The organism is Actinokineospora xionganensis (genome assembly GCF_014323725.1).
Taxonomy (GTDB): Bacteria; Actinomycetota; Actinomycetes; order Mycobacteriales; family Pseudonocardiaceae; genus Actinokineospora; species Actinokineospora xionganensis.
Genome location: NZ_JABVED010000001.1, coordinates 30,671 through 43,673 on the forward strand (window position 1 = coordinate 30,671; position 13,003 = coordinate 43,673).

The 13,003-nt window shown below is 68.0% G+C and carries 11 protein-coding genes; 5 read left to right on the forward strand and 6 right to left on the reverse strand.

Going from position 1 to position 13,003, the window contains the following annotated elements:
- Nucleotides 1-23: 23 nt before the first annotated feature.
- The gene (locus GPZ80_RS00105; RefSeq protein WP_187217660.1) at nt 24-536 is read left to right on the forward strand and encodes an Rv1363c family protein; all 513 of its coding nucleotides are present in this window, start codon (nt 24-26) and stop codon (nt 534-536) included.
- Nucleotides 537-546: 10 nt separating this feature from the next.
- Nucleotides 547-1,239, forward strand: a complete 693-nt coding sequence (locus GPZ80_RS00110) for a hypothetical protein (RefSeq protein ID WP_187217661.1) — start codon at nt 547-549, stop codon at nt 1,237-1,239.
- A gap of 358 nt (nt 1,240-1,597) precedes the next feature.
- On the opposite strand, the gene GPZ80_RS00115 is transcribed toward GPZ80_RS00110, so the two are convergent.
- Complete coding sequence (locus GPZ80_RS00115; RefSeq protein ID WP_187217662.1) at nt 1,598-2,848, reverse strand: PucR family transcriptional regulator; 1,251 nt, start codon at nt 2,846-2,848, stop codon at nt 1,598-1,600.
- 258 nt (nt 2,849-3,106) lie between these two features.
- On the reverse strand, nt 3,107-4,345 hold the full coding sequence (locus GPZ80_RS00120) for a PucR family transcriptional regulator (protein ID WP_187217663.1): 1,239 nt from the start codon (nt 4,343-4,345) through the stop codon (nt 3,107-3,109).
- Between the two features lie 444 nt (nt 4,346-4,789).
- Between GPZ80_RS00120 and GPZ80_RS00125 the strand changes: the two genes are divergently transcribed.
- Nucleotides 4,790-5,344, forward strand: a complete 555-nt coding sequence (locus GPZ80_RS00125; protein ID WP_187217664.1) for a hypothetical protein — start codon at nt 4,790-4,792, stop codon at nt 5,342-5,344.
- A 245-nt stretch (nt 5,345-5,589) separates the two neighbouring features.
- On the opposite strand, the gene GPZ80_RS00130 is transcribed toward GPZ80_RS00125, so the two are convergent.
- From GPZ80_RS00130 to GPZ80_RS00145, 4 genes are all read right to left on the reverse strand, one after another.
- Nucleotides 5,590-6,441 carry an ABC transporter permease gene (locus GPZ80_RS00130; protein ID WP_187217665.1) on the reverse strand — a complete coding sequence of 284 codons (852 nt, stop codon included), beginning with the start codon at nt 6,439-6,441 and terminating at the stop codon, nt 5,590-5,592.
- Entirely contained in the window at nt 6,438-7,382 is a 945-nt protein-coding gene (locus GPZ80_RS00135) for an ABC transporter ATP-binding protein (protein ID WP_187217666.1), read from the reverse strand. The genes GPZ80_RS00130 and GPZ80_RS00135 overlap by 4 nt, the downstream gene beginning before the upstream one ends.
- Nucleotides 7,383-7,538: 156 nt before the next feature.
- Complete coding sequence (locus GPZ80_RS00140) at nt 7,539-8,717, reverse strand: acyltransferase family protein (RefSeq protein WP_187217667.1); 1,179 nt, start codon at nt 8,715-8,717, stop codon at nt 7,539-7,541.
- A complete protein-coding gene (locus GPZ80_RS00145) occupies nt 8,714-10,660 on the reverse strand; it encodes a glycosyltransferase family 2 protein (RefSeq protein WP_187217668.1) in 1,947 nt (648 codons plus the stop codon). Before GPZ80_RS00145 ends, GPZ80_RS00140 begins: the two co-directional genes overlap by 4 nt.
- Nucleotides 10,661-11,023: 363 nt before the next feature.
- Here GPZ80_RS00145 and GPZ80_RS00150 point away from each other — a divergent pair, with 363 nt between their 5' ends.
- A complete protein-coding gene (locus GPZ80_RS00150) occupies nt 11,024-11,698 on the forward strand; it encodes a DUF6766 family protein (RefSeq protein WP_187217669.1) in 675 nt (224 codons plus the stop codon).
- Between the two features lie 131 nt (nt 11,699-11,829).
- Complete coding sequence (locus GPZ80_RS00155) at nt 11,830-12,948, forward strand: RNA-guided endonuclease InsQ/TnpB family protein (RefSeq protein ID WP_246476647.1); 1,119 nt, start codon at nt 11,830-11,832, stop codon at nt 12,946-12,948.
- Nucleotides 12,949-13,003: the final 55 nt, after the last annotated feature.

Consider the following 13,003-nt stretch of genomic DNA (forward strand, 5'->3'; position numbering starts at 1 on the left):
AGTCCACAAGAGAGTGAGGCGAGATGGCGTCGACCACGATACTTCGCCGCGTCGGCATCGCCGCGGTCGTCCTGGCCACCGCGTTCGCCGCCTGGGGTGGTTTCTCCTACCGGCAGGCGACGACCTCGGACACGATCGCCGCCGCGGCGGCCCGCGACGACGCCCTGACCGCGGGCCGCGCCGCGGTGGCCACCATGACGTCGCTGGACTACCGCAGTGTCGACGCAGGCCTCGCCCGCTGGCTCGACACCTCGACCGGAGCGCTGCACGAGGAGCTGAAGGCGTCGCTCGAGGGCAGCAAACAGCAGATCGAGCAGGCGAAGGCGACGACCACCGGGACGGTGCTCGACCTGGCCGTGACGGAGCTCGACGAGCCCCGCGGCACGGCGAAGCTCATCGCCGCGGTGGAGATCGTCGTCCAGCCCGAGACCGGGGAGCCCGCCACCAAGCGGAACCGCTTCCAGGCCGAGCTGGTCCGGACACCCGCCGGGTGGAAGGTGGGCGGTCTCGCCCAGGTCCCGTACATCCCGGTGTGAGAGGACTTTCATGCGTACCGACCGCAAGACCCACCCCAACCGCCGCAGGCCCGTGGTCGCGGGCACCCGCAGGCGCACTGGGACGGCACTCGCCACCCCGGACCTCGGGATCGACGAGGACCTGGTGGACTCGGGTGTCGAGCCCGCTGTCGAGGAACCCGTCGAGGTCGCTGACGAGACCCATGCGGAAACCGTTTCGCCGCCGAGCAAGCGCGTGTCGGTGGTGTTGATCGTGGTGGCCCTCGTGGTCGCCGCCGCCGGAACCTGGCTGACGATCGCCGCCGCGTCCCAGCGGGCGCGAGTGGAGGCCAACACCGCGGTCGTGGACAACTCGACCACCGCCCAGGTGCTCGGACAGGTCAACGAGGCCCTGGAACAGATCTTCTCCTACAAGTTCGACGACACCGCCAAGACCGAGAAGGCGGCGGAGGATGTCCTGGTGGGAGCGGCGAAGGACCAGTACGCCAAGCTGTTCGAGCAGGTTCGGCAGCAGGCACCGGCACAGAAGCTGGAGCTGCGGTCGAAGGTGGCACTGTCAGGCGTGACGATGCTGTCGGGCGACAACGCGACTCTGCTGGTCTTCATCGACCAGAGCGCCACCCGCGGGGACACCAACGCAGGCTCGTCCGGGGCGGCGCAACTACGCGTGTCGGCTTCGCTGTCCGACGGCCGGTGGCGGATCACCGAGTTGCACACCGTCTGACCGGTATCAGTCGCGGCGACAGAGGCACACCAGCGCCCGCGGTCAACGGCCGGTCATCGCTGACCTGGACATCGAAGCGCCGGGCCGAGACCGTATCGAGCCACTCCTGAAACGAGGGGTCGAGTTCGCCTGGGAAGCGTTGTACGCGGTGAACCAGTCGCTCCCGACCGTGTCGCTGGCCGGGTTGGTCTCGGTCGCTGCCGATCGTGATGGACCCAAACGAGTTCACCGGAAACGTGACCTTTGTTTCGGCGAAGTCGCACACCGATTTCGAACGCGGTTTCGACAGCGACCAAGCCGGCGTTCTGATCATGCTCACATCGGCGGATTGTCTTGATCCACTGCCGGATTCCGTTGTCTAGTCGTCCTCATCGACCGGGACGGTGCGGCGGGAGCGCAGGGCCACCTCAAGGGCGAAGCGCGAATCGGGATTGGCCAGACGGTCGCCGAAGAGGCGTTCGAGTTGGCGTAGGCGGTATCGCACGGTCTGCGGGTGGATGTCGAGCATGGCGGCGATCTCCGGGGCGCTTCCCTTTGTCTCCAACCAGATCAGCAGTGTCTCGCTCAGCTTGCCGCGCTGCTTGACGGTCAGCCCGGTCATCGGTGCCAGCGCCCGCTCGGAGATCTCGCCCACCAGGAACGGGTCGTTGAGCAGCCACAGTGCCGACATGTGGTGTTCGAACCAGGTGACCGATGCGTCCGGGAGTTCGCCGCTGTCGATGAGGGTCAGCATGCGCCGGGCCCAGCGCAGTGAGTTGCCCGCCTCGGCCGGGGTCACGGCCGGGCCGACGGCCACGCGCCATCCGGGGAGTTCGTCGGCCAGTTGCTTGAGGAGGAACTGGTCGTCCTCAGCGGTGAGCAGACACGGCTCCGCGCTGTCGAGGTCGACGAGGAAACGTGGGTCCAGCGACGGGCTGGGAAAGTCCGTGACGTCCTCCGCGGGCTTGAGCGCCACGGCGACCACCTGGTGGGGGACCGGCCAGCGGGCCGACTCGGCCAGCCGGGGGAGGGGCAGCCGCTTCGGGTCGCCGTCGGCGGACAGGAGGCCGTCGAGCAGTTGCCTGCGTCTGCGTTCCAGGGTGCCCAGGGCGTTGGCGCGCGCGGAGGCGTGGCCTTCCACCGACAGCGCGGACAGCTCGTCGATGTAGGCGAAGATCGCCTCGGCCAGCAGACAGAGTGTCGCGGTGGAGACACCGGCGCGTTCGCCGATCTTGGCCATGTGCCGCCAGGCCACCCGGGCGCCGACGCGGTACGCGGTCTGCAGGACGTCGAGGATCGGGTCCTCATAGATCTCATGCAGGCCCAGGTCGCGGAACAGCTGCGCGTGGTGGTCCTGCGGGGTCGATGGGTCGGCCAGGCGGTCGAGGAACTGCAGGATCGCGCGGTGGATGCCTTCGAGGATCGATTTGCCGATGGCGCTCTCGGCCGGTTTGGCCAGCGCCGGGATGGTCGTGTTGATCTCGGCGAGGATCTCGCGGACCAGGTCGGGCACACCGGGGCGGAACAGTGGGGCCAGGCCGCGGGGCAACTGCGACCACAGGTCGACCAGGGCGGTCCCACCGCCGCCGGGCTGGGTGGCCGCCAACAGGGAGTCGAAGGCGATCCGCACCGGCCGACCCGACTGGACACCATTCGAGTCGGATCGCGTATTCGCCACCCTCGACCTCCATCAGTGTGTTTCGCCGCGCACGACGGCCAGGAAAGGAATCGATCACACCGGACGTGACATTCACGAGTGCTGTTCGAACATACCGGCGGGCCGGTCGCCGGGGAATACCGAGCGTGATGATCCATCCGGTTTTCGAGAATAGCGTCGAGAACATTGTCATTCCGACACAGATCGCGACCGGACTTTCCTCCCGCAGGGTCAGCGCAGCACTTTCAATTGTTTGTCCTGCTTGGCGCGCAGCAGCCTGCCCGCGCGCAGTGCGATCTCCAGGTCCAGTCGCGATGTCGAGTCGTCCAACTGGTCGCCGAAGAGTTTCTCCACCAATTTCATGCGGTAACGCACGGTTTGTGGGTGGATGTTGAGCCGGTCGGCCATTTCCGGGGCGCTGCCACGGGTCTCCAGCCAGGCCAGCATCGTCTCCGATGCCCGCGTGCGCTGCTTGTCGGTCAGCCCGGTCAACGGCGCCAGGGCGCGCTCGTAGAGCTGTTCGATCAGGAACTCGTCACCGAGCAGCCACAGCGTGGACAAGTGGTCGCGGCACCAGATGACCTCGCGGTCCGGGAGCACCCCGCGGTCGACCAGGTCCATTGCCCGCCGCGCCCATCGCAGCGAGGACGGCGCCGTGGCCAGCGGGACGACCGGGCCCACGCACACCCGCCTGCCCCGCAACCGCTCGGTGAGCAGCGGCAGGTGCGCGTCCGGGTCGGCGCTGATCACGCAGGGGACGTCGCCGTCGAGGTCCATCAGCACCTCGGGTGGCGTCGGTGCGCCCCAGTCGCCATCGGGCAGGTCGGCGTGTTCGACGACGATCACCGAGACCTCCTCGGGAACCTGCCAACCCACCTGGCTGCCGAGCGCGGCCACGGCCTTCGGCGACGCGGGTTCGTCGGCCAGCAGCAGGTCCACCAGCCGCTGCCTGCGCCGTTCGACCACCCCGGCGGACTCCGCCTGGGCGGCGGTGTACCCCTCGATCGACAGGCCGGAGATCTCGTCGACGTAGGCGAAGATGGCCTCCGCGGCGACGGTGAACATCGCCGTCGGCAGCCGCTGCTGCTGACCCCAGGCCGCGACGTGGCGCCACGCGACCCGGCCGCCCACCCGGTAGGCGGTCTGCAGGCAGTCCAGGCTGCGGCCCTCGGCGAACTCGACCCGCCCGAGCTGGCGGAACATGGCCGCCCACTTCTCGTTCTGCGACCCGCCGACGCCGACGGTGTCGAGGATGCGCAGCACCGCCTGCTCCACCCCGGCGGTCATGATCGCGCCGAAATGCCCCTTGAGCGGACGTGCGTATTCGGGCACCGCGTGCTGGATCTCGCGAATCATGTCCTGGGTCAGCCTGCCGACCATCGGATGGAACTTCACCACCAACTCGCGCGGCAGTGAAGCCCACAACGCGGTGGCCCGCTCCTGGGTCCGCGTAACCCGATCAGCGGCCATCATCGCCCCCTGGAGGTCATTTAACGAAACATATCGGTCGGCCGAATGGCCGGAAGTCGGCTGTGCACGACGGTAGGTTCGGCGGCCGGTTTGTGTCAAACTGCGATGGCCCTTTTCCGAAGCTGCGTCCTATCGGGTGAAGCAACTCCGCGCTTTCTTGAGCGATAGTGATGCAGGTGCCGCCGGAGTCGTGCGATCCGAACAACAACGATTGTTGTCGACGTCGAACGGGTCGCTTCCCGGCGGGTAGCCGCGCCGGACAAGCCGCGGGCGTCTTTCTGTTGGTTGTTGATAAATCCCGTCAGGCGCCCGGTGTGATGCTTGCCGCCGATCGCAACCCGCCAGTAACGTCCGTTTCCCCGGCAACGGCGCGATCGGCGGAATTCTTTCCGGCCGGGCGGCGCCCGTTTCCGATCTTGCCGACGTCCCCTAAGGAAGCCGACCATGATTCGACGTTTTGTCGCCGCTGTCGCGGTGACCGCGTCCGCCTGTACCGCGCTCGCCGGGTGCGGCTCGGATGATGACAAGGCCAACGATCCCGCGATCGCCTGGTCCGACAGCGTCTGCAAGACGATCGAGGCGGGTGCGGGGAAGCTGCAGCAGCTGCCCGCGGTCGACCCGAGCAACCCGCAGGCCGCGAAGGACAGCCTCGTCGTCTACCTCGGCCACCTCTCGGAGGCACTGGTCGGAGTCTCCGACGGGCTCAAGTCCGCCGGCTCGCCGCCGGTCAAGGACGGACAGGCCACTTTGGACAAGGCGATGACGACCTTGACCACGACGAAATCGACGATCGACACCGCGAAGACGAAGCTGCAGGCGGCGGCGGTGACGGATCAGGCGACGTTCCAGGCGGCGATCTCGGACATCTCCAAGGTGATGGCGACACTGACGAACGCCGAGGGCCCCGCCAAGGACTTCAAGGAGAACCCGGAGTTGGCGGCGGCCTTCAAGGCCGCGCCGACTTGTCAGAAGGTCGAGGGGGCGCAGGCGCCGGCATAGCTCTGGCTGTGTTCGGCCGCGGTCGGTGAGCCACGACGCCCGGTGGCTCACCGGCCGCGTTTTCCGTTACCCACCCCCAACTCCCACCCGCACCCCACGCCCCACCCGCGAGTCCCACGTTCGCGACAGCGAGTTCGGCGTTCGCGACAGCGAGTTCGGCGTTCGCGACAGCGAGTTCGGCGTTCGCGACAGCCGACTTCCGCGTTCAGGACCGCGAGCCGCGTGCGTGACGAAGGGTGGATCTTCTACCGGGTGCGCCGGAAGTTGCGGGCGGCGATGACCGCGCCCGCCGTGGCCGTGGCCGCCACCAGACCGATCGCGGCGGCGAGTGCCCAACCCACTGGCTTTCCCAGGCACAGCGCCCTGATCGCGTCGATCGCGTAGGTCACCGGGTTCACCGTCGAGACCACCCTGATCCACCCGGGCATCGCTTCCACCGGCATGTAGGCGCTGGAGGCGAACATCAGGGGGAACATCACGATGAACGAGATGGCCTGCATGGTCTCCGGCTTCCCCTGCCACGTCGCCAAGGCGACGAAGACCCAGCCCATGCCCCATCCGAAGACGATGGTCAGCGCCACCGCCGCGACCACTCCGCCGATCCCCGCCGGGGTGAAGTCCAGTACCGCGACCGCGACCGCGATCGCCACCACCACCTGCACGGCCAGCCGCACCGCGTCCGACAGCGTTCTCGCCACCAGGACCGAGAAGAGGCTGATCGGCATGGTTCTGAGTCTGCCGATGAAGCCGGTGTAGATCTCGGTCAGCATGCCGACACCCGAGCTCATCGCGGTGGTCATGGCGATGTTCACCAGGGTGGCGGGCATCAGGTAGTTGATGTAGCCCTGGTACTGCACCACTCCGGGCAGGTTGCCGATGCCGCTGAACACCTGGCTGAACAGCAGCAGCATCACGACCGGCTGCAGCAGACCGAAGAACACCAGACGGTAGTCGCCGAAGGCGGTGCGCAGCGAGCGCAGGGTCAGGACCCTGATCTGGGTGGACACGGTGCTTCCCGCCCAGCCGACTCGCCTGCCGAGGTAGAGCTGGACGGTGTCGTCGTCGCGGCCTCTGGTCCGCAGGGCGTGGCGGCTCATGCCGGAGTCCGAGCGGCGTTGTGGAGGGCTATGTAGACGTCGTCCAGCGTGGGTTCGGTGACAGTCAGGTCGACGGGGATGACCGACCAGGTGTCCAGCGCCCGCACCAGTGCCGAGATCTCACGGCCGGTGGCGACGGGGACGGTGATCGCGCACAGCGGTTCGTCGGCGAGCGGCGCCATTCCGGCGAACATCAGGGCGTCGGCGGCGCGGCGGGTGATGAAGGGGTCGGCGAAGGTGACCTTGGCGGTGCGGGTGCCGACCCTGCCCTTGAGTTCCGCGGGCGTCCCCCGGGCGACGATGTGCCCGCCCGCCAACACGATGATGTCGCGGGCCAGCCGGTCGGCCTCGTCGAGGTACTGGGTGGTCAGCACGACCGAGGTGCCGTTGGCGGCGAGTTGTTCGACGAACGTCCACAGTTCGCTGCGGCTGATCGGGTCCAGGCCGGTGGTGGGTTCGTCGAGGAACAGCACGTCGGGCTTGCCCAGCAGGCTGGCCGCCAGGTCCAGTCTTCGCTTCATGCCGCCCGAATAGGTGGCGGCCTTGCGGTTCGCGGCCTGGGCCAGGTCGAACATCTCGATCAGCTCATCGGCCCGCGCCGCGGCCCGGCGGGCGCCCGCGCCGAGGAGGCGGGCGATGAGGATCAGGTTGGCGCGCCCGCTCAGGGTTTCGTCGACGGCCACGAACTGGCCGGACATGCCGATGCACTTGCGCACCAGGTGACCGGCCTCGACGACGTCGAAGCCGCACACCGTGGCCGTGCCGGAGGTCGGGAGAGTGCGGGTGGCGAGGATATCGACCAGGGTTGTCTTCCCCGCGCCGTTGTGGCCGAGGATGCCGAGGATGGTGCCGGGGCCGACGGCCAGGTTGACATCGACCAGCGCGGTCACCGGGCCATAGGACTTGCCCAGGCCGACGACACTGATGCGCGGTCGTTGCATCCCTGATTCCCGTCGCCTCGACACCCCGTTCCCAACGGCCAACATACCGAGTGAATCCGCTGCTCAGACCGCACGAAGCATTTTCGAAATCGATCACCGCGGGGTTACTGCGGGCCGGGTGGACTGCCGCGCGAAGACTTATCCGGAAATGACAACTCACGCCGAACGGGGATCGGGCAGCGGTGCGTAGTACTGGCGGGAGCGGCCATCGGCGTCGAACGCCCCCATGATCCGCTGGGCCGGGACCTCGATCATCCAGTAGCTCAGGTACGACACCGGGATCGTGGCCCCGAGCAGCAGACCGGCGGTCACCAGGAACGCCGTCGGCCCGCCCGCCGGGGTCGGCAGCAGACCGGCGCTGTCGAGCACCCGCAGCAGCGGCTCGTGCCAGATGTAGAGGCTGTAGCTGACCATGCTCAACGAGAGCATCGGCGGCCACCGCAGCCAGTACGGGCCAGGTCCCGTGCTCAGCGCGGTCGCCGCGATGAGCAGCATGATGCCCGTGCCGAAGAACGTGTGCGTGAACGTGTCCGGCAGGTGCGCGTAGCGCAGCCACACGCCCGCGGCGACGACCGCGCCGCCGCTGAGCCCGACCAGGGTGCGCACGGCGGCGTTGGGCCACCGCACCCCGGCGGCGGACGCCACGGCCAGCAGCATGCCGACCGCGAAGATGTCGAGTTTCGCCACCGGGTTGAACCAGATCGACCAGCCCTCGATCGGGAACCCGCGCAGGTACACCGCCCAGACCTTGTACAGCAGGCTGATCACGATCAGGAAGGCCGGAACCGCCACCATGACGGTGATCCGCTTGCGCCGCGACGCCACTGGCGTCAGGTACCGCTGCCCGACGGCGCCCAGCAGGGCCAACAGGAGATAGAAGTGGGCCTCGACGCCGAGTGTCCACGCGGGACCGTCGGTGTAGAAGATCTTCTCGTCGCTCCACACGTGCGTGAAAGTCAGGTGCAGCAGCAGATCCCGCCAGTCACCCGGCAGCACCGGGTTGCTGATCGACCACACGACCAGCACGACGATCATGTACAGCGGGATCAGCCGAACCGCCCGCCGCAGCAGGAAAGCCCGCGCGGGCCTTGGTTTCCCGACGCCGAGCACCGCCTTGGCGTAGGGCAGGCCGAGCAGGAACCCGGACAGGATGAAGAACATGTCCACCAACATGTCCGCGTTCATCAGCGCGTCGTGCCACAGCGTGCCCTGCAGCGGCCATGTCCAGTCCGCGCCGTACCGGTTGTGCTGGTAGGCATGGAAGACGACCACCACCAGCGCGGCGAGCGCCCGGTAGCCCTCCAGGTCGAACTTCCGCTGCGTGGGCGCCGTCATGAAGACCGCTCGCGGGGCGTGACGATCCACTGGCGTTCGCCCATCAGCTCCTTGAGGTGCGCGACGCGGCTGATCAGGTTCTTCAGCTCCGTGTAGAACAGCGTCGACACCACCAGGTACGCGACGAACCAGCGGCGCCTGCGCCGGATCTCGGGGGCGGCCAGCCGGTAGGCGAACAACACCATGACCGGACCGGCCGTCAGCGTGTACAGCGAGGTCAGCACGAACGTCGGGATGGCCCAGTCGAGATTGGCAGGCCCGCCCGCGCGCCATGCCAGGTACGCGATGACCGGAACCATCTGCAGTGACAGCCACGGGTAGACCTCGCGCCAGCCGAGCAGGAACGACGTGCCGAACTTGTTGCGCCCACTGAGTCGGTCCGACCGCAGCGCCACAGTGAGATGCCTGCGGGAGACCTGGCTCCACCCCTGGGCCCAGCGCATCCGCTGGTTCCACAGCGCCCGCAGCGTGACCGGTGCGAGTTCGCGGCTGAGCAGCAGCGGGTCGTATACCAGCCGATAGCCGTCGAGCAGCGCGCGGAACGACGAGTCGATGTCCTCGGTGAGCATGTGCCCGTGCATCCGCAGGTCGCGCAGAACGGCGGTCGACCAGAAGCCGTTGGACCCGCCGAACAAGCCGAACTGGTGCAGCTGCGCTCGGCCGGAATGGCTTACCGCGTAGATGGATTCGAACTCGACCGCCACCGTGCGGGACACCCAGGAAGCGCCGCCGTTGCGGATCACGCAGTGGCCCTGGACGACGTCCGCGCCCGCCGCGAGCCAGTGCCAGGCCCGGCGGTAGGCGTCGGTGTCGGGCTGGTGGTCGGCGTCGAAGACCCCGGTGAACACACCGTCGACGACCTGCAGCGCCGCGTTCACGTTCTGCGCCTTGGAGGTGGACCCGTCCACCCGCAGCAGGACGAGCCGCCGGTCACGGGCCGCCAGGTCCCGCAGTTCGTCCTCGACCGGCAGGTCGTGCGGGGTGTTGTAGGCCAGGACGATCTGCAGCCTGCCCGGGTAGTCCTGGGCGAGGAACGCGCGCAGCGTCTCGACGATCGTCTCCGCCTCGTTGGGCAGGTACGCCGCGATCACCGCCGAGGCGGGCGGGTAGTGCCGCGGCGCGGGCGGCAGCTTCGGCGGGTCGAGCGCGTGCAGCCCCTCCGCCCAGATCAGCGCCGAGGTGATGACCAGCGCGGCGGTGACGACCAGATACGCGGGTGTCGCCAGGTCTATTCCGAGCTGGTAGAGCCCGAGCAGGGCCAGGAACGGCATGAGGATGCCGAGTATCAGCGTCAGCAGCACCTGCAGCGTCGTGCGCACCGACCGCGGCAGCCACGCGGGCGACTTCCGCGGCTCGTCGGCCCGCCAGCGGCGCGGGATCAGGTCGAGGTGGCTGCCCGCGACGACACCGGCCGCCTGGGCCTGGCTCAACAAAGCGGGCACCGGGGTCTCCGGGTGCGCGCTGGTCCAGCCGCAAATGGGCGTGACCTGCACGCTGTCTCGGCCCAGCCGGATCTCGGTGCGGCTGATCCGGGCGGCCATGGCGCCGAGTCTGCGGCTGACCTGGCGGTCGGCGGTCCCGCGGAGCAGCACGGCGATCCCGTCGTCGCCGTCCAGCCCGATCAGCTCGTGCCGGGACAGGTCCGCGCTGAGCATCGCCGCGGCCTGGTCGTGGACGTGGGCGAGTCCCTGGCGGCCGAACCGGGAAATGATCCGGTCGCACTCGGCGAAGCGGAGCACCGCCACGACCGGCGCCCGGCGTGAGCGCTCGCCCGCGGCGAGGACTTCGGCGACCTCACGCGCCCAGGTCTCGCGGTCGGCCCACCGGTGCCGCTGGGGGTACCACTGCCCGGCCCCGGCGTGCCGGGGGAGCCGCAGCGTCCGCGGCTCGGCGCTGCCGCCGGAGGGCTCCAGCTTGACCGGGCCGTTGGTCAGCATCGCCATTCCCGGATTCCTGGAAGTGTCCGAGAGGTAAATTTTCGATTAGTCAGAAAGAATGTGACGGGAGTCATTATGTATTCACCCGATCAAGGTAGCCGAGCGATTTGCTTCATACAGAGAGCTATCCCAGTGGGCTGTACGTGTCAACGTAGGTCGACTATATGGAGTGAATCTCTTAACCAGGCACACGCATCCGTAACGTTCATTGTTCACTCCAGACAACTGCTCCATCCGGCCTAGCGGTTCGCCGAGTGGTCAAGCGGAGCGCGGCCGGTCCTTGTACGGTCGATCCGTCGTCCGGTCGGTCTCGCCCGTGCGCCGACCCCACAGTCCCGACAGGAGTGACCCCACGGTGAGGAGCGGAGCATGCGGCGCTTCCTTCGCGACAACGGCCTGACACTGGGGTTCGGCGCCCTGTTCCTGGGCGCGCTGATCGGGCAGGCGTTCGCCGGTCACGCGGACATGAACAACAAGCGGCTGAGCAACGACCTCGACGCCCTCGGGCTCGGCGACTACCTCACGTCCTCCGATTTCGCCGTCGACGTGGCGGAGAACTGGCAGTCCGAATATCTGCAGTTCTTCCTGTTCGTCATGGCCACGATCTGGCTCATTCAGCGCGGATCGCCGGAATCGAAGCAGCCGTCGGAGGTGGGTCTGGAAAGTGACGAGAAGCAGCAACTCGGCAAACACATCAGGCCCGACTCACCCGCGTGGGCGAGGGCGGGCGGATGGCGTACTCAACTGTTCTCCCGGTCACTCGGACTCACCATGGCCGGGCTGTTCCTGCTGTGCTGGCTCGCGCAGTTCGTCGCGGGCCGCGCCGCCCACAACGGCGAGCAGCTCACCTCCTTCCAGGACCCGCTCGGCGCAGGGGAGTACCTGCTGTCGGCGGACTTCTGGAATCGTTCGCTGCAGAACTGGCAGTCCGAGTTCCTGGCCATCGGTTCCATGGCCATCCTCAGCGTCTACCTGCGGCAGCGCGGCTCACCGGAGTCCAAGCCGGTCGGCGCCGCGCACACCGTCACCGAGGAGTCGGGCTGAAGATGCTCCTGCGTTCGGGCTGGCGAGGAATCGGGTGCGGACGACCAGCCAAGGCCGAAGTGTGCCGTCCGCCTGCCGTGACTCACTGGTGTCTCCCGACTTTGTCGGGGGTGTTCGTTAGCTTGATCGGCATGTCCCGTTTCCGCCTTCAGCCGACTCTCGCACGGGAGCAGTTGCTGCTGGAGCATTGCGGGCATGCCCGGTTTGTGTGGAACCTCGCGGTGGAGCAGCACGCCCATTGGCAGTTGGGTCGCAAGGCGGCGCCGGGGTTCACTGAGCATTGCCGTCAGGTGACGCAAGCACGGGCGGCGAACCCATGGTTGGCAGCCGGCTCGGTGATGGTGCAGCAGCAGGCCTTGAAGGATTTCGGTCATGCGATGTCGAACTTCGTCCGCCGAACCCATCGGCGCCCGACCTGGAGGCGACGCGGCCAGAGCGAGGGCTTTCGAATCGTGAGTGTCAAGCCCGGTGACGTGCGTCGGGTCTCGCGCAAGGTCGGCGAGCTGCGGGTGCCCAAGATCGGGTGGGTGCGGTTGCGGTGGTCGCCTGCGGTCGCCGAGGGTGTGAAGTCCTACCGCGTCACCCGTGACCGGGCGGGCCGCTGGCAAGTGGCGTTCGCGGCAGTTCCCGAGCCCATCTCCGGACCAGGCACGGGTGCGACGGTTGGTGTGGATCGCGGTGTCGTCGTCTCGGCTGCGTTGTCCACCGGGGAACTGCTCTCCGTGCCCGCTCCACGTGACAGCGAAAAGGTGCGTCTGCGGAAGTCGCAGCGCAAGCTCGCCCGGGCCCAGCGCGGCTCCAGTCGGCGCGGCGAGGTCAAGATCGCCATCGCGAAACTCAAGGCCCGCGAGACCGATCGGCGCAAGGGCTGGATCGGGAAGACCGGTACCCGCCTGGCCCGAGCGTTCGACATGATCGCCGTCGAGGACCCAAAGATCAGCAACATGACCCGATCGGCGAAGGGAACAGTCAACGCACCGGGACAGCGCGTGCGACAGAAGGCGGGCCTGAACCGCGGAATGCTCGCCAACGGGTGGGGATTGCTCGTGACCCGATTGGAGCAGAAAGCTGCGGGGCGGGTGATCAAGGTCGACCCGAGGTTCACCGGTCAGCGTTGTTCGGCGTGTGGGGTCGTGGATCGGGAGGCGCGCGAGAGCCAAGCCGCCTTCCGCTGCCGGTCCTGTGGCTTCGCCCGCAACGCGGACGTGAACGCGGCCCTCAATATTCGATGCGCGGCAGGGCATGCGTGACCGCACGGGGAGGCCCGCCGATGAGTGGGCTCGCGAACCCTGAACCTCAACGCGA